This window comes from Nitrospiraceae bacterium (assembly GCA_021373015.1).
In the GTDB taxonomy this organism is placed as follows: domain Bacteria; phylum Nitrospirota; class Thermodesulfovibrionia; order Thermodesulfovibrionales; family UBA1546; genus JAJFTJ01.
Genome location: JAJFTJ010000002.1, coordinates 44,594 through 64,053, shown reverse-complemented (window position 1 = coordinate 64,053; position 19,460 = coordinate 44,594). Strand labels below are relative to the sequence as shown.

20 protein-coding genes are annotated in these 19,460 nt (G+C 38.7%); 11 read left to right on the top strand and 9 right to left on the bottom strand.

The features are described from left to right. The first annotated feature begins 81 nt into the window (after nt 1-81). Entirely contained in the window at nt 82-1,458 is a 1,377-nt protein-coding gene (locus LLF28_00455; protein MCE5193924.1) for a sigma-54 dependent transcriptional regulator, read from the top strand. 15 nt (nt 1,459-1,473) lie between these two features. On the opposite strand, the gene LLF28_00450 is transcribed toward LLF28_00455, so the two are convergent. Genes LLF28_00450 through LLF28_00440 form a run of 3 tightly spaced genes read right to left on the bottom strand, consistent with a single transcriptional unit; the run spans nt 1,474 to nt 4,024 of the window. Beyond that, a complete protein-coding gene (locus LLF28_00450; protein MCE5193923.1) occupies nt 1,474-1,743 on the bottom strand; it encodes a cell division protein ZapA in 270 nt (89 codons plus the stop codon). A gap of 1 nt (nt 1,744) precedes the next feature. Beyond that, the gene (locus LLF28_00445; protein ID MCE5193922.1) at nt 1,745-2,065 is read right to left on the bottom strand and encodes a hypothetical protein; all 321 of its coding nucleotides are present in this window, start codon (nt 2,063-2,065) and stop codon (nt 1,745-1,747) included. 45 nt (nt 2,066-2,110) lie between these two features. After that, nucleotides 2,111-4,024, bottom strand: a complete 1,914-nt coding sequence (locus LLF28_00440; GenBank protein MCE5193921.1) for a transglycosylase SLT domain-containing protein — start codon at nt 4,022-4,024, stop codon at nt 2,111-2,113. A gap of 87 nt (nt 4,025-4,111) precedes the next feature. Between LLF28_00440 and LLF28_00435 the strand changes: the two genes are divergently transcribed. Both LLF28_00435 and LLF28_00430 read left to right on the top strand, forming a co-directional pair. Next, on the top strand, nt 4,112-5,953 hold the full coding sequence (locus LLF28_00435; GenBank protein ID MCE5193920.1) for a TIGR04442 family protein: 1,842 nt from the start codon (nt 4,112-4,114) through the stop codon (nt 5,951-5,953). Nucleotides 5,954-6,085: 132 nt separating this feature from the next. Beyond that, a complete protein-coding gene (locus tag LLF28_00430; protein MCE5193919.1) occupies nt 6,086-8,137 on the top strand; it encodes a response regulator in 2,052 nt (683 codons plus the stop codon). 6 nt (nt 8,138-8,143) lie between these two features. On the opposite strand, the gene LLF28_00425 is transcribed toward LLF28_00430, so the two are convergent. The 6 genes from LLF28_00425 to nikR form a co-directional block, all read right to left on the bottom strand. Then, nucleotides 8,144-8,332: a hypothetical protein gene (locus tag LLF28_00425; GenBank protein ID MCE5193918.1), complete on the bottom strand. Its 189-nt coding sequence runs from the start codon at nt 8,330-8,332 to the stop codon at nt 8,144-8,146. A gap of 21 nt (nt 8,333-8,353) precedes the next feature. Beyond that, complete coding sequence (locus tag LLF28_00420) at nt 8,354-9,076, bottom strand: energy-coupling factor ABC transporter ATP-binding protein (protein MCE5193917.1); 723 nt, start codon at nt 9,074-9,076, stop codon at nt 8,354-8,356. Between the two features lie 11 nt (nt 9,077-9,087). After that, nucleotides 9,088-9,897, bottom strand: coding sequence for a cobalt ECF transporter T component CbiQ (gene cbiQ, locus LLF28_00415; protein ID MCE5193916.1), 810 nt, complete (start codon nt 9,895-9,897; stop codon nt 9,088-9,090). 63 nt (nt 9,898-9,960) lie between these two features. Next, entirely contained in the window at nt 9,961-11,034 is a 1,074-nt protein-coding gene (locus LLF28_00410) for an energy-coupling factor ABC transporter permease (GenBank protein MCE5193915.1), read from the bottom strand. Between the two features lie 18 nt (nt 11,035-11,052). Beyond that, nucleotides 11,053-11,823, bottom strand: coding sequence for a transporter (locus LLF28_00405; protein MCE5193914.1), 771 nt, complete (start codon nt 11,821-11,823; stop codon nt 11,053-11,055). Nucleotides 11,824-11,879: 56 nt separating this feature from the next. After that, nucleotides 11,880-12,296, bottom strand: a complete 417-nt coding sequence (gene nikR, locus LLF28_00400) for a nickel-responsive transcriptional regulator NikR (GenBank protein MCE5193913.1) — start codon at nt 12,294-12,296, stop codon at nt 11,880-11,882. Nucleotides 12,297-12,481: 185 nt separating this feature from the next. On the opposite strand from nikR, the gene LLF28_00395 reads away from it, so the two are divergent. The 8 genes from LLF28_00395 (at nt 12,482) to LLF28_00360 (ending at nt 19,434) form a co-directional block, all read left to right on the top strand. Further along, nucleotides 12,482-12,952: a hypothetical protein gene (locus tag LLF28_00395; protein ID MCE5193912.1), complete on the top strand. Its 471-nt coding sequence runs from the start codon at nt 12,482-12,484 to the stop codon at nt 12,950-12,952. Then, on the top strand, nt 12,949-13,173 hold the full coding sequence (locus LLF28_00390) for a DUF2283 domain-containing protein (GenBank protein MCE5193911.1): 225 nt from the start codon (nt 12,949-12,951) through the stop codon (nt 13,171-13,173). Before LLF28_00395 ends, LLF28_00390 begins: the two co-directional genes overlap by 4 nt. Before the next feature lie 101 nt (nt 13,174-13,274). Continuing rightward, nucleotides 13,275-14,822: a glutamine-hydrolyzing GMP synthase gene (gene guaA, locus LLF28_00385; GenBank protein ID MCE5193910.1), complete on the top strand. Its 1,548-nt coding sequence runs from the start codon at nt 13,275-13,277 to the stop codon at nt 14,820-14,822. 100 nt (nt 14,823-14,922) lie between these two features. Beyond that, nucleotides 14,923-16,119, top strand: coding sequence for an amino acid ABC transporter substrate-binding protein (locus LLF28_00380; protein MCE5193909.1), 1,197 nt, complete (start codon nt 14,923-14,925; stop codon nt 16,117-16,119). 7 nt (nt 16,120-16,126) lie between these two features. Further along, entirely contained in the window at nt 16,127-17,005 is an 879-nt protein-coding gene (locus LLF28_00375) for a branched-chain amino acid ABC transporter permease (protein MCE5193908.1), read from the top strand. After that, complete coding sequence (locus tag LLF28_00370) at nt 17,002-17,964, top strand: branched-chain amino acid ABC transporter permease (protein MCE5193907.1); 963 nt, start codon at nt 17,002-17,004, stop codon at nt 17,962-17,964. Before LLF28_00375 ends, LLF28_00370 begins: the two co-directional genes overlap by 4 nt. A gap of 11 nt (nt 17,965-17,975) precedes the next feature. Beyond that, nucleotides 17,976-18,743 (top strand): ABC transporter ATP-binding protein, encoded by a 768-nt coding sequence (locus LLF28_00365; GenBank protein MCE5193906.1) that lies wholly within the window; start codon nt 17,976-17,978, stop codon nt 18,741-18,743. Further along, the gene (locus tag LLF28_00360) at nt 18,730-19,434 is read left to right on the top strand and encodes an ABC transporter ATP-binding protein (protein MCE5193905.1); all 705 of its coding nucleotides are present in this window, start codon (nt 18,730-18,732) and stop codon (nt 19,432-19,434) included. The genes LLF28_00365 and LLF28_00360 overlap by 14 nt, the downstream gene beginning before the upstream one ends. Nucleotides 19,435-19,460: the final 26 nt, after the last annotated feature.

Here is a 19,460-nt window from a genome sequence, read left to right as displayed (position 1 = left end):
ATTAGAGCCTTCAATAAAATATTTATATCAACTACATATATACTCCTATGATAGAATATTTAGGATACAAAAGGAGTCTTAATGGCGCATCAAATTCAGGAAAATAGAATTCTTATTGCTGATGATGATCAAAGTATCCAGTTTTTTCTTGCAGAACTGCTTAAAAAAGACGGATTCCCGTTTGATATAGCTGGCAATGGATCCGAAGCCTTAGACCTTATCAAACAACAGGATTACAGCCTGGTGCTGCTTGATGAGAGGATGCCAGGGATGAGCGGCATTGAAGTGCTGGAAAAAATAAGAGAAACACATTCGATGCCTGTAATAATGATAACTGCATTTGCTTCAAAAGAACTCGCTATCAGGGCGCTGCAGCACGGAGCATATGACTTTTTCACAAAACCAATTGACATAGAAATAGTAAGAATAATCATAAAAAGGGCAATAGAAAAATATATACTGCAAAAAGAACTCGAGGCTCTTAAAAAAGAAAGTCTCGAAAAAACTTTAAGTGATAATATTATTGCAGAAAGCGATGAAATGAAACAGGCAGTAGAACTTTCAAAAAAAGTAGCATCAACTGATGTTACGGTATTGATAACAGGCGAGAGCGGTTCAGGAAAAGAAATTATTGCAAAAACGATACACAGATTGAGTGAAAGAAAAGACAAACCGTTTGTAGGTGTAAACTGTGCGGCAATACCAGAGACACTCCTTGAATCAGAACTTTTCGGATATGAAAGAGGTTCTTTCACCGGGGCTGCAAAGCAGCATATCGGAAAGTTCGAAAGAGCTTCAAGCGGTACTATTTTCCTGGATGAAATCGGAGACTTATCTCTTGGGCTTCAGGCAAAACTTCTCAGGGCTCTTCAGGACAAAGAGATAGAAAGGCTCGGCGGCACAAAAACAATAAAGGTTGACCTTAGACTTATATCTGCAACCAATAAAAATCTTTCCTCTGCTGTTGAAGAGGGGAAATTCCGAGACGACCTTTTCTATAGAATAAAGGTTTTTGAAATACATGTTCCTCCCTTAAGAGACAGAAAAAAAGACATCCCTCTTTTAGCAGACCATTTTTTAAAAAAATACAATAAAAGTATCGGCAAGAATATTAAGGGCATTTCTTCATCTGCAATAAAGTTTTTTCTTGGCTATGAATGGCCCGGAAATGTGAGAGAAATGGAAAATTTGATACAAAGAGCAATAATACTCGAGGAAAGCACAGTGATAGCAGGTGACACAATCTCTGCACTTATTGATATAAACAACTTTAAGAAACCCTACGCAGTGGGAAAAGCAAAAGAAAGAATTGAGACAGCAAAATCTGAAGAAGAAAGGAAACTTATCATTGAGGCGCTTACAGAGAAAAAGTGGAGCAGGACTGAAACAGCAGAGCTACTGGGCATAAGCAGGAAAAACCTATTTAATAAGATGAAAAAATACGGGCTTAATACCTGAATATGCGGAAGTTTTTTATTTTTCGAACAGATTAGCTATAAGTTCAGCATTTATTTCAATACGTTCCGAGATAATATCCTGTGATGCCTTTATCTTGTAAAGTTCATCCGCAATCTCCAGTGAAGCTAGTATCGAGGCTTTTAGAGGGGTGATATTCGGTGAATTGCTGTGAATATTTTTTATCTTTGTATCAACATATGATGCAATTTTCTTGATATGTTCTTCAGCTTCTTCGCCTTTTATAGTATATTTCTGGCCGAGGATATAAACATCAACACTTCCCATTTTATACAGCCTCTATGTTCTCAAGCTCGTTAAGCAGTCCCTCTACTTGAGTTTTAATTGCTGTTTTTTCAGCCTGAATCTTTTCTATCTCCTTATCTTTTGAAACAAGCTTTGTCTCAAGCTCTTTAACCTTACGCTCTACTGCCAGCTTTTCTTCTTTTAAAACCTTAACCTTTTCTATTGCAGTTGTTATCTTTTCCTCAAGGTTTTTGAGTCTTTCCAATGGACCAACCTCCTTTTTTATCTGGCTCGCCGCCTGTTTTGTTTTTATAACAGGCGCAGAGCTTGGTTTATCGTCGAAAAGTCCTCTTTCTTCTTTCATATTTTCATAAAATACCAGATGTCATGCTGTAATTCAAGCATACATTTAAAATATCTTAGGCGGTGTTTCTTCACCTGATAATTTTAGATATTCAAAATAGGTTGTAAGCACCCGCTTTACATAATTTCTTGTCTCATCATATGGAATGTCTTCAATGAACTCGTCGTATGATTTGTATTCATTAGCCTTTTGCCACTTTTTTACAGCATTTTCTCCTGCATTGTATGATGCAATCGCAAGGGGCAGAGAGTTGAATTCATTTACAAGCCGCCCTATATAATAGGAACCAAGATTAATGTTTGTCTTGACATCGTATATATGCACAGGTTTTGTGACAGTAAAATTTATCTTTTTCGCTATAGAATAAGCAGTCTGAGGCATCAGCTGCATTAAACCAAGCGCACCTGCAATAGAACGCGCCTCAGGATCAAAACGGCTTTCTTCTCTTATAATAGAAATTATAACCAGAGGATCGGAATTATATCTGTCAGATGCCTCTTTGATTATATCCCAGTGTGCCAGAGGATATAAAATATCTCTTGCTGCATCTCTGTCAATTACTCTTGAAACAAGTAGCAGCGGCAGCCTGTATTCACCGGTCTCATGAAGTTTTTTACAAACCTCAATAACATCATCAGGGGCTCCTGTTTTTTTTGCGACCATGGAAAGCTCTGTTGCTGCCTCTTTCTTCATTCCAAGTTCAACAAGCAAATTAATCCTTTCAGAAGAAAAAATTTTCGAAGTAGAACTAAAATTGGCTTTAATTTTTCTTGATGTCTCTTGGCTTGTTATATTAAATGTGCCTATTTTTGAACCTGCGAGCATGCTGTAATAATTAGTGTTTTTCTCAACAATATTTTTATAAATATCCGTAACATCTCTGCCTTCTTTTTCGAAAGACCTTGCCTGCCAGTAAAGATATTTTACATTTCCATAGCCGGAATAGAGCTCTGAAAATATATCTGAAGCTTTTTTATAAGAACCTCTCAGGTAATAAAGCCACCCTGTTTCCCATAAAGCGGTTTCCATTTCTGAAGGATAACTATCTTTTATTTTTTTATAAATGGCGAGTGCTTCATCGATTTCATTATTCCTCTTCTTATCATTTGCTGCCAGGAGCATTATGGCTCCTGTCTTTGGATCATTTGTAGCAGAAAGTTTTTTTAATGTCTGATCAAATGCCTGCTTGTCACCTGATCTATAAAGCGCCTTAGCCTTTGAGTAATAATCACCGGTCTTATCATAAATCTCGGCAGACTCTTTGAATTTTCTCTGCCTGAATAATGAATTCCCAAGCTTTTTCGATATCACAACACTATACTGTTTATTTGAGTCCTTGAATAAAGCCTCTCTGAGCACTGACTCGGCCTCTTTGAATTCCATTGCATTTATTAGATTTGTTGCCTTTTCTATAAGATCACTTACAGTGATATCAGACAATGTTATCTCATTATATGCAACCCTTGAATAAATGCCTCCATTTGCAATATATATATTTTTGAAAAACTGTCTGGATTTTTCATAATTCCCCTGACTTTTGTATACATACGCCAGAATAAATTTCATCTCCTGATCATCAGGATAGTCCTTAACATAAGATTCAAAAGTCTCTATGCTTACATAATTATCTCCCAAGGCAATATTGTTTTTAATCTCTGCTGCGCGTACTTTTCTCTTTAATGGAGTATCAGGATATCTGTTCAGAAGCTCTTTTAATTTTATATTCGAACTATTGAAATCCTCTTGTTCCCGATATGCCTTTGACAGCCAGAAAAGAATATAATCTCCGATAATCGGGCTTTTCTCATATGCCTGTGAAAGCATCTCTATTGCATCTTTGTATCTGCCTTTTTGAAGTTCAATCCTGCCGTTGGCAATAAGGGTTTTGATATCTAAATCCTGCGCATAAACAGGGGTCAAAAAAGCAAAAACAACTGCTGCTATAAGCATCTTCCTCATGGCCTATGATAACTCAATTTTTGAGTTGTGAGCAATGAATAATACACCTGATAGATATTCTTAAAAGCATGTGTTATATTCTATAACATGATTAAAGACCTCAGATTCCACGGTGAAATCGGACCTGTGGATTTTTCTGCATATGTCGGCGGTCAGAGCTTCGACGGCACATATTTCTATGAGGAAACACCGTCCCAGATAAGATTTTTCTCCAAAGGCAACGAATTCACGATATCAAACGACGGGGTATACTACAAAGGCGCAGGAGGCAGTTTCTGCGAATATATGTTTGGAGTTGAAAAACCGCTTACTGACATGGTAAAGCCTGATGTATCAAACAGACTTATCACATTCGGAGCATTCCTGGATACAAATGAAAAAATAACATTCACAAACGACACAGAAGGAAGAGAATCATTTGATAAAATTTTTCTGCAGGGAAACGCTGTTAAAAATTATTATTTCATTGTTTCCTCGGAATTTAAAGGCGAAATAAAAAAGCGGCAGCAGCAGATACTTAAACTTTTGGGGAAATTTCTAAAACGCACGAAACTCATCCATGGAGACGACGATTCGGAACTCATGGAAAATTTTGTACTGGAATTGAACGAGTCTAAATCCTCAGTATTTATTTTTAAACTGATTCATAAGGAAAATTATGAGTTTTATAAGATTTTTGAAACTTTCTATTTAAACAATAAGACTTTAACATCAAAAGAACAGCTTATACTTGATGATATAGCAGCCAGATACATGATTGACAGTTATCAGCAGGAGAGGATGAAAATCGATGTCATGTACAGGAATCTTGATAATAAGGCTGTTGTTGACGAATACAGAGATATTCTTCTGAACAGCCTGTCAAAAGACAGCCTTAAACAATCAGAGATATCCAGACTCGGAAGATTAAGAACCCTGAGTATCAGAAATAATATCCCAAGCATACTCTTTGATACGCTCGATGATCTTTTGCTTAAAGGCAAAAAAATACATGAGACCAAAGAACCTGAATACCTAAAAGAAGCGCGGGCAATCCTTGGAACGCTTTTTTTCAAGGAACCATCATTGAAAAAACATATAACAAACGAAGACATCATCCGTTTGTTAAAAGCAAAGCACAAGGCATTTTCCCAAAGTGAAAAAGGTTTTGAACAGATACTGCTGGATACGGGAAAGACCTGCGATGATCTTGCAAGGGAAACAGGCGATTTCAGCATATTCGAAGAATTCAGTTCGATAGTCACATATTTCGACAGATATGACAATACACAATCGATCCTAAGCCAGCTCGCTTTTATGGAGCATGTTGATTTCACTGAAGACTCTCTCCGAAGCCTTATAGGGAATAAAAAGCACTTTGACAGGTTGGATCCAACACTCTTCGACAATGTAATAATAACAGGGCTTCTCCAGAACAAATACATTACTTCTTACGGAAGGAAAAAGATCACTGCCCTTTCAAAGGGAATTACAAAAATATCCGTAAGCGAGTTATCCATAAAAGATGTTGTATCTGAAATAAAGGCAATCAAAGATGAAGCAAAGCTCTACCACTTAATAAGAGACGCAATGAAAGATAGGATGCGAAGTTTCTATCCAAGACTAAACACAAAAGAAGGCAGGACAGAGATACGCACAGATATTGAGAATGAAGTCTCAAAATTAGGTTTTCCTAAAAGAATCCCCCAAAGGCTTTTTGAAAAAGCGTTATTTGATCTTAAGAAAGAATCGTTCTACATTAATCACCTTCTCCCAATAATTATCGAGAAAAAAGACATAAGCCTGCGAGAAGATTTTATAAAAAACAGCGGGCTTGACAGATTTTATATAGAAATGGTCGAAAAAGAACATTTTGAAGGCAAAGGTATAGAGTCCTCATTTTTTGAGCCGTTTGTTGAAAATAACGACACCTTAAATATCAGTCTTTAAATTTAAATTTTTTCATAAATTCTCCCAATTGACTATTATTGCAGAATTACTCCTTTAGTGCATATTTTTAAAAGTAAAGACTCTCTAAACGCCAATAATGGTATAATTTGAGTATATAAATGGTTAAGTAAGATGAAAAGAACAAAACCAGTTATACTTGTTGTAGATGATTCACCAGATTTTAACGGCCTTGTCAAAACCATTCTCACAGCTGAAAACTACGATGTGATTGCAGCACAAACCGGCATAGAAGGCATCCAGAAAGCTCTGCAGAATATGCCTGATCTTATACTTTTGGACATAAAAATCCCTGATATAAATGGATTCGATATATGCAAAAAGCTGAAATCAGATGAGATAACTAAAAATATACCTGTTATTTTTGCAACAGTTCAATTTGAGATATCTGACAAGGTCAAGGCATTTGATCTTGGAGCTGTTGATTATATTGTCAAACCCCTAGACCCTCCGGAATTATTATCAAGAATCAAAACGCATCTCTTAACATCTTCAATGCAGTTCCAACTCAAAGCTTTTAACAAACAACTGGAAAAAGAAATTATTGAACGGAAACAGGCAGAAAAAGCTCTGCGTGAGAATCTTGCAGACGAACGGACAAAAGAACTGACAAAAATAAACAAACAGCTTACAGATGAGATTAGAAAACGGGAACGAATTGAACAAGCCCTTAAGACTTCAGAAGAAGAAAAATCTCTTGTTCTTAACAGTTCACTTGATATTATTGTCCATTACACTCCCGACATGAAGATAATATGGGCAAATGCAGAAGCAGGCAATTCAGTAAATAAAACATCAGAAGAACTTAAAGACAAATATTGCTGGGAAATATGGCACAACCGTAAAAAACCGTGTTTTGACTGCCCTGTGCTGCTAGCCATAAAAACCGGCAAACCCGAGAAATCAGAGATAAAAAGCCCTGATGGAAAAGAATGGTTCATAAGAGGTTATCCTGTTAAAAACAATGAAGGCAAAGTCGTCAGTGTAGTTGAATTCCGTCAGGATATAACTGATGAAAAACATACGGAAGTCATGCTGCAGAAACAGGCTCAGGAGCTTACATTGCAAATGGACCGCCTTAATGCGCTCCGGACCATAGACAATACAATAACCTCAAGCCTCGACCTCAGGCTGACCTTGAAAATATTTATTGAACAGGTTACCCAGCTTTTAGGTGTCGATGCTGTAACAGTAATGCTTATTTCTCCCCATACTCAGTTATTGGAGATTATTGTATGCAAAGGATTTAAAAAAGGCTGTCCGCAATTTCAGTATTTTCATTTTGATGAAATATATGCTGGGAAAGCAGCATTGGAACACAGTTCAATATTCATAACCGATATAAACAAAAAATCTGATGGTTCTGATTATCTAAAACATCTTATATCTGAAGGATTTGTAAGTTATTGCGCTGTGCCTCTAATATCCAAAGGTCAAGTAAAAGGAGTGCTTGAAGTCCTTAAACGCTCGCCGTTAAAGGCTGATGCGGATTGGCATGAGTTTCTTGATACGCTTGCCACACAAGCTGCAATAGCTATTGATAATGCTGAGATGTTTCAGGACCTGCAGCGTACAAATCAGGAACTGGTGCTGGCTTATGAGCGCACACTTGAGGGCTGGATACGAACACTTGATCTCCGAGATCATGAAACAGAAGGACACACACAGAGAGTAAGTGTCATGGCAGTACATCTGGCAAAAATAATGGGTGTCAATAATAATGAGCTCATGAATATACGACGCGGTGCACTTCTGCATGACATTGGCAAGATGGCAATATCTGACAGCATTCTTTTGAAAAAAGGTCCGCTTACATCAAAAGAAAGGATATTAATTCATAAACATCCTTCATATGCATATGAACTGCTCAGCGCAAGTCCATATCTAAAACCTGCGCTGGCTATACCTTATTGTCATCATGAGAGATGGAACGGGAAAGGTTATCCTAGAGGGTTAAAGGCAGAGGAGATTCCCCTTTCAGCGCGAATATTTGCAGTAGTAGACGTATGGGATGCTCTGAGAAGCAACAGGCCTTACAGAAAGGCATGGCCGGAGAAAAAAGCTAAAAAATATATACAAGACCAATCAGGCAAGAAATTTGACCCAGAAGTTGTCAAAAATTTTCTACTATTAATTGAAAATGAAAAAAAATCTGTAGATTTGTGAGAAATATCATAGAATCTTTTTTGCCCTCTCGAATATTTTATCCATTCTCATGGTATTTTCAGCAATCTCTTTAAGTATTTCTTTTAGTTCGCTGTTGCCTGAATTCCCTGCTTTTTCAGCCCATTCTAAATATGTCTTTGCGTGCTCCTGATTGTGTTCCATCCAGTGTTCAAGAAGATGTTTTAGTTTAGCCATGTCCTGCATTATTCCTCCTTATTAAAGACTCCTCTGTAAAGATAAAGGCAGTTCAAGGTTGTTTTCTTCAAGCAGTGTCTTGTCAGAAAGTATTTTCTGAGCCGGCCCATCTGCGATAATCCTGCCTTCTTTTATCACCATGCATCTTTCGCAGACATCGAGTATGAGATCGAGGTCATGCGATGCAACAAGTTTAGTATGTTCAAAACTTTTTAATAAATTGATAAGATGTCTTCTTGATTTTGGGTCAAGGCTCGATGCCGGCTCGTCCATGACAAGGATATCAGGCTGCATTGCAATTACTGATGCTATTGCAACAGCGCTCTTCTGGCCGTTTGACAGATGATGCGGAGGCCTGTCTTTGAGATGAAGGCATCCAACTGTATTCAGTGCATCATAAACCCTCTGTTTCACTTTCTCAGTGCTCAGTCCAAGGTTCAAAGGTCCAAAAGCAACATCATCGTATACCGTAGGCATAAAAAGCTGGTCATCAGGAGAACTGAAAACAACTCCGACTTTTTTTCTTATATCCCTGCGTGTATCATTATCAAGCTGAAGATCTCCGATAGTGATAGTTCCTGAATCAGGAAGCAGATATCCATTTGCATGCATGAGAAGTGTTGATTTGCCGGAGCCGTTTGCTCCGACAATGCCTACAGATTCGCCGTGCGTAATGCGGAAAGATATTCCTCTCAGCGCCTCAATGCCGTCAGGATATTCAAAAAAAACATTATTAAAATCCACTATATGGTGGCTCATCCTATGCCTTTCATTATAAGCCTGCCTATAATATCAGGCAAATCATACCTTCTTGCAAGATATATTGACAACACTGAAAAAACAATAAACAGCATGTCATATGAGTTGAACTTATATTTTCTTTCTATGTTTATCTCTCCGTTGAATCCTCTTGCAAGCATGGCTTTGTATATTCTCTCCGCCCTTTCAAGTGTTCTGATGAATATTATGCTTATCATCTGTGCAAAAGCCTTTATGTTTATTTTATTTTTTTCGAACGTTCTCATCTCTCTTCCTCTTATTATCTTCATTGTTTCGTCGGCAAGAACAAACATATATCTGTAGAGAAAAAGCATCTGGGATATGAATATCTGCGGAACACCGAGTTTTCTCAAGCCGTAGCATACACGCGGGAAAGATGTTGTTGCAATAAGCAGAAGCGCCGAGGTAATTGCAAGAAAGAACTTTAAAATAATAGAAAAAAAAGAAACCCATCCTGCAGACAAAGATATGCCGAAGATTTGATACATCTCTCTTTTGTCAAGAATCGGATTGAATATTCCTACTAATATCACAAACGGGGAGACAATCAAAACTTTTTTCATGATAAACAAAACCGGAATATCGCCGAACATGAAAAAAGTTACAGGGAAAAATATAAGAGGTATCAATCCGGAAATCTCGTATTTCGGGAAAGAGATGACCGTGAATATAAAAAAAATAATCGTGATGATCTTTGCCCTTGGGTCAAGCCTGTGCACAAATGTGTCCTGATACGAAAGCGCATCAAGATGTCCAAGGTTAAAATATTCTCTATCAAAGGCCATTAATGTGCATACCTCCCTGGCTCTGCTTTATATATTTAATATTATATTCCCAGTTTCTAAAAATCATACATTGCGACTCTCTGCCTGCTTTTTACGAATCAACCTTATTAAAAATCCGAATGCAACAACAACCGTAACAACAAACAGAGAACCGATAATTCCAGCAATTGATGTTCCAGTCCTGACAGCAGGCCATTTTGATTTCCCTTCGTCAGCGCCTGAATTGCCAGGCTGTTCGCTCTCAGACAGGCTGTCGGATTTTTTGAAATCATAATCAGGCATCACCGCTGTTTTTTCCTGAACTGATTTTGCAGCTGAATGAACGCTCGAATCTTTATCAGCAAGTTCAGGTTTTCCGAAAACTTTTTTAATAGACCACTCAAGTCCGTCAGGATGCGAAGATGCAAACCACGAAAAAATTCCTCCTGTCAGCAGAGCAGCTATGCCGAGAATGACAATAATTTTTTTTATCGAAATATTTGGTGAAAGCTGCTGCTGCAAGATTACATTTTTGATTATTTCAGGCCTTGCAGTCCTGACAAAGTTTATAACCCCTGCTGTTATTATGCCTTCGATTATTCCTATGGCAAGATGTATCGGCTGCATAGCAAGCACAAAAGAGCCAAACGGCAGTTCGCTTTGTCCGGAAAGCAAAGTCTGTATAACAACCGAAAAAGCTCCGAGTTGCAATGCTATGACTGCGCCTACAACAGAGGCAAAAACAATTCTTTTTGCACTGCTGGCATCCTTCACCAGCGGTCTGTATATCAGAGGATACGCAATAAAACATGGATATACGCCCAGATTCCATATATTACAGCCTAAAGCAACAAGACCTCCGTCAGCAAAAAATAATGCCTGCACAACAAGCACAGAAGCCATCACAATAAAAGCAGGACATGACCCAAGCATGGCAGCCAGGATCATGCCTCCTCCAAGATGCCCGCTCGAGCCTGTTCCAGGGATTGTGAAATTTATCATCTGCGCAGCAAAAATAAAAGCGCCCATCACTCCCATTAAAGGGATAAGTTTGTCATCTATTTTTTCTTTCAGCTTTCTCGAACAATATCCTATAACAGCGATCGTGCCTGCCCAGAATGTTGTTCCAACAGCAGGAGAAATTAAAGCATCTGACATATGCATGATTAAACCTCCTTAAAACCTGTATGTGATGCCTGCTAAGAATGCTCTGTCGTCTGCAGGCTTGGTCAAGCCGTGTTTATATCCCGTCTCAATATCCATATCCTTTAATATGGAATAGATAAGCCCTCCTAAAACATATGAGACAGCCTTTGTTGAATCTTTGCTCTCGTTAGTGCTTACTCCGGCATCAGCGCAAAACTTCAGCTTTTCCGTTGCTCTATACTCTGATCCAATTGAGGCATTCCATATATCCAGTTTGCTGTCTGTCTTGTTCTCATTCTTTTTATACTGCAAATTAAAATGAAAAGCCAGAGGATCAATCTCTTTTGTAGTAATGAAATATATCCCATATGTTGCTCTTCCATTTCCAAGCCCCCGCTTTTTATCTCCAGAAGGAAGCGTGATGCTCGGTTTAAGCGCAAAACTCAAACCATCTTTATCATGAAACTTCCACTTGAGTTCCAGTAAAATATCTAAAAGCCCGTCCTCTGAAGATACAGAATCAGATGTTTTTGTTCTGATATTCTGAAAAGGCACTCCAATTATCAAATCCATACTGTTATTTAATCCGTATGCGATTGTTGTTGATAATGCGAAGCTCTTTTCCTTAACTCCATCCTCTTCTTTCTTTGAATACTCCGAGCAAAATTCAACCTGCGTATTCCCCTTCCCCTGGACACCCGTATCATCTGTAACCAATGGATATAAAGCAAAAGCACGAGATGTAAAACTCAGCATCATTGTGAAGCAGGCCAAAACTTGTGCAACCCTGAGAAAAAACATGAAACCTCCTTATTCATGTTACAAATTACAATATCGTGCTACCAGCAGGAAAAAAATTATTTCAGATGCTTTCCTGTTGTTGTTGCGATAAGCTTTCCGTGCTTTACCCCTTTTGTGCCTATCAATCTGTCAGCAATTTTTTTTATGTCTTTCCCTCTTCCTCTCACAACAAGCGCCTCAAGACAGTTATGCGCATCAAGATGAACATGCATTGCCGAAACTATAGAGGCGTGATATTCATGCTGAATGTCAGTGAGTGTATCTGCGAGCTCTCTTGTATGATGGGAGTAAACGATTGTTATTGTGCCCACCGCCTCTTTGTCTCCAGCTTCCCATTCTTGTTTTACTATGTTGTCGCGGATAAGGTCGCGTATCGCCTCGCTCCTGTTTGCATAGCCTTTTTTCGCAATAAGCCTGTCAAACTCCGCAAGGAGCGTGTCGTCGAGTGATATGCCGAATCTTGTTATGGCCATAGTGTTACTTTCTATAATTTAGTGTTACAGAGTCAGTAAGGGTTTGTCAAGAGTGAAATTGTAAAATTTTAGTCTCGCTGTCCTTGACAGCGCAGAGGCACATTTATATAATGCAGGAAACTATAAAGAGGGTCATGTATAAGCTACTAACAAATATTGTCGGTTAAGACATATTTTAAAATTAAATGAGAATTGTTATTTATATAATACTTGCATTATTATCATTAGTACTAAGTATCCTCTGTTTTAGTGTTTTAATTGTTTCTTGTAGTGGTCATCCTCCAACAACTATTGGCATATGGATATTCCCAGTTTCTTTTTTGGGTATGGGAGTTTTCTTATACCTTACATTATTTTTCTGGAAAATAAGACGTGGTCAACCACTTGATCTATTACACAAAGAATTAAAACTATTACCTAAAAAAATTGTTATAACTATTGTTTCATTTATGGTTGTTATATTTACTTTTTCCCTACTTTCTGGTCTAATAGTTTTTCTTGCAATAAAGGTAATGTTGCCAGATTGGATAGGTTATGTTATATACGCGTTATGTGCTGGACTAGCGATTTATTTAGGCATTATAACGTACAAGAAGTTAGTACAAAGAAATGACAGTAATAACAAACTATCCGCTAAAAAAGAGAGGAATAAATGAGAGTACATTACGACAATAAGGTTGATGCCGTATATATTAAATTAGGCAATCAAAAACCTAAAGGTGTAATTGAAATTTCAGAGTGCGTTAATTTAGACACAACGTGCGAAAATAAGATAGTAGGCATAGAAATTCTTAATGCTTCTAGAAAGATGAATATCAAAACAATTCTCTCTTATGAACTTGAGCTTGATAATAAATTGATGCGAAAAATCGCTTAATAAACAAATTTAGTTTCTGAAGCAAGAAATTTATGCAAATTCTTTGACAAACTACAGTTATCTCTCCCTTAGACATTTCTCCACTTAATCTTTTATAATTAATAACCATGCAAGAAGATAAAATTCTGGTTCTGGATTTTGGCTCTCAGTACACCCAGCTCATTGCGCGGAGGGTCAGGGAAAAAAATGTTTATTCCGAGATATTTCCATATAATGCGCCTTTTGAAAAAATAAGGAATTTCAATGCAAAAGGCATCATCCTTTCAGGCGGGCCTTCGAGTGTATACGACAAAAAAGCTCCTATTCCTGATTCGAGGATATTCAAACTTGGCATCCCAATGCTCGGGATATGCTATGGCATGCAGCTCATGGCACACATGCTTGGAGGACAAGTTGCAAAGGCTTTAAAAAGAGAATACGGCAGAGCAGAAATCTTTATTGACGATGATTCAGATTTGTTTAAAAACATTTCCGAAATCCGCACTATTGTATGGATGAGTCATGGAGACAGGATAGAAAAATATCCCGATGGCTTTATCCCGATTGCGCATACAGAAAACTCTCCTGTTGCTGCAATGGCAGACAGAAAAAAACATTTTTATGCGCTTCAATTCCATCCTGAAGTAGCGCACACAGAAAAAGGAAGTGCGATTCTAAAGAATTTTATCTTTGAGATCTGCAACTGCAATTCTACATGGACAATGAAGTCCTTTATAGAAACAGCAAAAAAAGAGATACAAGAAAAAGTCGGAAATCAGAGGGTTGTTTGCGGAATAAGCGGCGGAGTTGATTCATCAGTAACAGCAGTGCTCGTGCACGAGGCAATAGGAGATGCGCTCACATGCATATTCGTTGATAACGGCGTTCTGAGAGAAGGCGAGGCAAAAAAAGTCGAAGAGATGCTCAGAAAAAATTTTCATATGAAAATACGCTGTGTTGACGCATCAAAAAGATTTCTTGATAAACTCAAAGGCGTCAAAGACCCTGAGAGAAAAAGAAAGATCATCGGCAATACATTTATAAGAGTATTTGAAGCAGAGGCTTTAAAAATAAAAAATGCTGGTTTCCTTGCGCAGGGAACTCTCTATCCTGATGTTATAGAGAGCGTCTCATTCAAAGGCCCTTCAGCAACAATCAAGAGCCATCACAATGTCGGCGGACTTTTAAAAAAGATGAAGTTAAAGCTGATCGAGCCCTTGAGAGAACTATTCAAAGATGAGGTCAGACTGCTTGGCCGCGAGCTTGGTATGCCTGATGAAATAATAAACAGACAGCCGTTCCCTGGACCCGGCCTTGCAATAAGATGCATCAGCGATGTGACAAAAGAAAGATTGAACCTCTTGAGAAAAGCAGATGTGATTGTGCTTGAGGAGATTAAAAAAGCAGGACTTTACAACAAGATATGGCAGGCATTTGCAGTGCTTCTTCCTGTAAAAAGCGTCGGAGTCATGGGAGACGAAAGAACCTATGACAATGTCATAGCAGTGAGGGCAGTTACAAGTCTTGACGGTATGACTGCTGACTGGGCAAAAATGCCATATGATGTATTGGGAAAAATTTCAAATAGAATAATAAATGAGGTGAAGGGAGTAAACAGGATTGTTTACGATATAACCTCAAAGCCGCCAGGCACGATCGAGTGGGAATAAATTTATCGGCTGCTTTTTTCTTGACTTTAAGACTGAGTTTTAAATAGATTTAGAGTTTCCACAAAAGGTTAACTTAACCTGTAAAAAATAGGAGGCTGCTATGTTTAGAAAAACTATTATTTTTATCTTGTGCCTTTTACTTGCCCCTGTCTTAACCTACGCTGCTGATGAAATCTGGTTTGGAGCAGCTCTATCTCTTACTGGAAAGCTTGCAAAAGAAGGTAACCTTGTAAAAAATGGTTACGAACTCTGGAAGGAGACTGTTAATAAAAAAGGCGGCATTAAGATTAATGGCAAAGCCTACATAGTAAATATCAAGATTTACGATGATGAAAGCGATCCTAATAGAGGAGCAAAGCTCGTTGAGAAACTTGTAACAGAAGATAAAATAAAACTTATACTCGGCCCGTACGGAAGTGAATCAGTATTCGCAACAAGCGCTATAACTGAGAAATATGGAGCATTGATGGTTCAGGGCGGCGCCGCTGCTGACAAACTTTATTCACGCGGATTCAAAAATCTTTTTGGTATTTACACTGTTGCAACAGACTATATGAACGACACTCTTGAAATGCTTAAGAACAAGAATCCAAAACCGCAGACAGTTGCAATTGTTTATTCAAACGACCTGTTTTCCGCACAGGTTGCTCAGGGAGCAAAGGTATCAGCTGAAAAACTTGGATATAAAGTTGTTTTCTATCAGGACTACCCAAAAGGCACGCAGGACCTTTCTACTGTTATTGTTCAGATCAAAGCTAAAAAACCTGATATCATTTTGGGATGCGGACACTTTCAAGATACAATAATCATCATAAAACAAGCCAAAGACTATAAAGTCAATCCAAAGGCGATCGCATTTTCAGTCGGCCCAACACTTCCTGATTTTGTAGATTCATTGAAAGCTGACTCTGAATATGTTTTAGGTTCAGCGCAATGGACACAGACTTTGAAATATAAAGATCAAGTGTTTGGAAGTAATCAGGCATTTGTAAAAGCATACAAGGCAAAATACAATGAAGACCCTAACTATCATTCTGCAGGAGGAACATCAGCAGGAGTCATATTCCAAAGAGCGATAGAAAAAGCCGGGACAAAAGACGACATAGATAAGATAAGAGAAGCGCTTTACAACTTTAACGAAGAAACGCTTTACGGCAGAATAAAATTCGATAAAACAGGAAAAGTAATTGGAAAAGGAATGCCTGTTATCCAGATACAAAAAGGAACACAAAAAACAGTGTATCCTGAAGATGTAGCAGAATTAAAAGTAGTTTACCCTAAGCCTCAGTGGAAATAGGGATTATATGACAATAGTACAGATTCTGGTAAACGGGCTGCTCTTAGGAGCATTTTACGCCTTGATAGGAGTCGGATTCTCGCTAGTCTGGGGCGTTACAAATATACTAAATCTAGCTCATGGCGCCATAGCGCTGCTTGGCGCCTATATTACTTTTTATATGTTCCAGAACTGGCATATCGATCCTTTTCTCACAATCCCTGTCAGCTTCATCGCAACTTTTTTATTCGGTTATGCGCTGCAGAGATATGTGATGAACCGTATTGTTAAAGCACAGATATTAATGCTCCTTATTCTCACCTTCGGGCTTGAAATATTTCTTGTTAATTTTATGACAACTTTCTTCTCCGCTGATTTCAGATCAGTAACGCCGGTTTATGCCGGCAATAGTCTGATGCTGGGCGATATTGTTATCCCCTATATCAGGCTTGCTGTTTTTGGGATTTGCGTTATCCTCTGCGTTTCAATGGGAATTTTTCTTGACAAGACATGGCGCGGTAAAGCTATTAAAGCCACCTCGCTTGATATTGAGGCAGCAATGATGACCGGCATAAGCCCTGCAAAAATATACGCTCTTACTTTTGCCTTGGGATCAGGACTCGCTGGAGTCTGTGGAACACTGCTCACATTAACGCAGTCGTTTTCTCCAAATATCGCAGGAGGCCTTACCCTCAGGGCATTCATAGTCAGCATACTTGGAGGGCTTGGAAGAATCGAGGGCGCGCTGATAGGCGGACTATTACTCGGCGTTCTTGAAACTTCAAGCTCATATTTCATAGGCGAAAGCTACAAAAATGCTATTGCCTTTGGTCTGATGGTAATTGTTCTCATAGTTAAGCCTTCCGGACTTATGGGCAGAAAGTATTATGCAGAGGTGAAACATTGAAAACTAAAAAAAACATAATACTTCTCATAATATTCTTTGCCATACTTATGGTTCTGCCTTATATAATATCAGGATACTGGCTCAGGGTTTTAACCCAGACATTTTTATTCGGAGCAATAGCAACAGGAAGCAATATAATCATAGGCTACACCGGATATCCGGCATTCGGTAATATTGCATTTTTTGGCGTAGGCGCATATGTTACTGGAGTGCTCATGACTAAATACGGAATGTCTTTTTTCTATACTCTGCCATTCTGTGCACTATCAGGAATTATTCTTGCGACACTGCTTGGCATCCCAATTTTGAGACTTAAAGGACATTACTTTGCAATAGCAACAGTCGGAGTAATGGAAACAATACGAGAAATTATTGACAATTTGACTGAGTTGACAGGCGGGGGACTCGGGCTAACACTGCCCATAATGCAGGGGGACCCGGCGCATATCTACAAATTCTTTTATTACGCTATGCTGGCATGCATGGTCTTTGCGCTTCTGGTGTCATTCATAATATCAAAAATAAAATTCGGCTATGCTCTCAGGGCAATAAAGGTTGATGAAGACGCAGCAAGCGTTATGGGAATAAACACACCTTTATATAAGACATTTGCATGGGCTCTCAGCGCAGGTCTGGTTGGAATTTCAGGCGGTATATATGCCTATTGGTTAAGTTATATCGACCCAAATACAGTCTTTGTAAACTCGTATTCGGTAAAAATGTTTGCAATGATTCTGCTTGGCGGGGCCGGCACAGTTATCGGCCCAATATTTGGAGCGTTCATTCTTGAACTAATATCAGAGATCATATGGTCCAAATTTATTGCCATCCACGGAATGGTACTTGGACTTTTGATTATCTTCATAATTCTTTTTTTACCTAAAGGAATATTCGAGACATTCAGGGGAGGCTTCTCCTTTAAAAAACTCTTAACCAATCTTCGAGAGAACAGTCTATGAAAGATGAGTCCATGATATTACTTGAAGCAAAGAATATAGCGAAAAGCTACGGAGGACTTTCAGTCCTCATTGATGTAAACTTTGATGTTAAAAAAGGCGAGATAGTCGGAGTAATCGGACCTAACGGCGCTGGTAAAACAACATTCATGAATCTTATATCAAGGCTAACACCTATTACAGGCGGAGTTATTATATATAAAGGCCAGACGATAAATTATCTAAAACCTTACGAGATATCAAAAATGGGGATAGCCCGCACATTCCAGGTTGTAAAACCTTTTGGAGGGCTTTCCGTACTCGAAAATGTTATGGTCGGCGCTTTCTACGGCAAAAGAGGAGCAAAAACAAAAAATGAAGCAAGAGAAGCTGCTGAAGAAGCTCTGGAGATAGTGACTCTTACAAAAGTCAGGAATAAAGATCCGCGAACTCTTCCTCTTGCACAGCGCAAGAAACTTGAAGTTGCAAGGGCGCTTGCGATGAATCCCGATCTTTTGCTTCTTGACGAGGTTATGGCCGGGCTTGACAACCGCGAGCTTGAAGATATGATGACAGAGATACTCAAACTCAAGGAAAAAGGAATAACATTGATTGTAATCGAACATGTCATGAAGGCTATCATGGGAATTTCAGACAGGATTGTTGTTCTTCATCTTGGTAGAAAAATATTCGAGGGCAACCCGCAAGAGGTAGTCAAACAGCCAGCAGTTATCGAGGCATACCTCGGAAGCAAATATGAACATGCTCATCACGCTGGGAGACAACATCATGGCACTGCTTGAGATCAAAGGGTTAAACACAGGATATGGCGACCTTCAAATATTAAGAGATATAAGCATGGATGTTGATCAGGGCGAGATAGTTGCTCTGCTCGGTTCAAATGGCGCTGGGAAATCTACCTTTATGCGCACAGTCGTAAGTCTAAACTGGGCTTGGAGTGGAAGTGTAAAAATGGAAGGCCACAGCATTAAAAATGCCCCCTCAGAGAAAATTGTAAAATCCGGGATAAGCATTGTTCCTGAAGGCAGAAGATTATTTGCAGGAATGACCGTAGAAGAAAATCTCGAGATGGGCGCATTCTGCAAAAGAGATAATATAAAGAAAAGAATTGATTATATATTCCAGATTCTGCCTCGTCTGCATGACAGAAGGGACCATCTTGCAGGCGATTTATCAGGCGGTGAGCAGCAAATGTGCGCAATAGGAAGGGCATTGATGAGCAAACCCAAAGTGCTTCTTATAGACGAATTCTCTTTGGGCCTTGCTCCGGCTGTTGTAGAATCTCTGATAAACGTAGTTGTTGAAATAAATAAGGCTGGAGTAAGTATTCTGATAGTTGAACAGGATGTACAAATGGTGCTCGAAATGGCAAGTAGAGCGTATGTAATGGAAGTGGGCGCAATTACACTTTCCGGTGATTCCAAAGATTTATTAAAAAATCCTAAGATAAAAGAGGCATACCTTGGGATGTAGCAAGGATGACCTGAAGTGAAAAACAA

Coding starts and splice junctions, on each gene's coding strand:
- LLF28_00455 (MCE5193924.1), top strand. CDS start 82: ATGGCGCATCAAATTCAGGAAAATAGAATTCTTATTGCTGATGATGAT.
- LLF28_00450 (MCE5193923.1), bottom strand. CDS start 1,743: ATGGGAAGTGTTGATGTTTATATCCTCGGCCAGAAATATACTATAAAA.
- LLF28_00445 (MCE5193922.1), bottom strand. CDS start 2,065: ATGAAAGAAGAAAGAGGACTTTTCGACGATAAACCAAGCTCTGCGCCT.
- LLF28_00440 (MCE5193921.1), bottom strand. CDS start 4,024: ATGAGGAAGATGCTTATAGCAGCAGTTGTTTTTGCTTTTTTGACCCCT.
- LLF28_00435 (MCE5193920.1), top strand. CDS start 4,112: ATGATTAAAGACCTCAGATTCCACGGTGAAATCGGACCTGTGGATTTT.
- LLF28_00430 (MCE5193919.1), top strand. CDS start 6,086: ATGAAAAGAACAAAACCAGTTATACTTGTTGTAGATGATTCACCAGAT.
- LLF28_00425 (MCE5193918.1), bottom strand. CDS start 8,332: ATGGCTAAACTAAAACATCTTCTTGAACACTGGATGGAACACAATCAG.
- cbiQ (MCE5193916.1), bottom strand. CDS start 9,897: ATGGCCTTTGATAGAGAATATTTTAACCTTGGACATCTTGATGCGCTT.
- LLF28_00410 (MCE5193915.1), bottom strand. CDS start 11,034: ATGTCAGATGCTTTAATTTCTCCTGCTGTTGGAACAACATTCTGGGCA.
- LLF28_00405 (MCE5193914.1), bottom strand. CDS start 11,823: ATGTTTTTTCTCAGGGTTGCACAAGTTTTGGCCTGCTTCACAATGATG.
- nikR (MCE5193913.1), bottom strand. CDS start 12,296: ATGGCCATAACAAGATTCGGCATATCACTCGACGACACGCTCCTTGCG.
- LLF28_00395 (MCE5193912.1), top strand. CDS start 12,482: ATGAGAATTGTTATTTATATAATACTTGCATTATTATCATTAGTACTA.
- LLF28_00390 (MCE5193911.1), top strand. CDS start 12,949: ATGAGAGTACATTACGACAATAAGGTTGATGCCGTATATATTAAATTA.
- LLF28_00380 (MCE5193909.1), top strand. CDS start 14,923: ATGTTTAGAAAAACTATTATTTTTATCTTGTGCCTTTTACTTGCCCCT.
- LLF28_00375 (MCE5193908.1), top strand. CDS start 16,127: ATGACAATAGTACAGATTCTGGTAAACGGGCTGCTCTTAGGAGCATTT.
- LLF28_00365 (MCE5193906.1), top strand. CDS start 17,976: ATGATATTACTTGAAGCAAAGAATATAGCGAAAAGCTACGGAGGACTT.
- LLF28_00360 (MCE5193905.1), top strand. CDS start 18,730: ATGGCACTGCTTGAGATCAAAGGGTTAAACACAGGATATGGCGACCTT.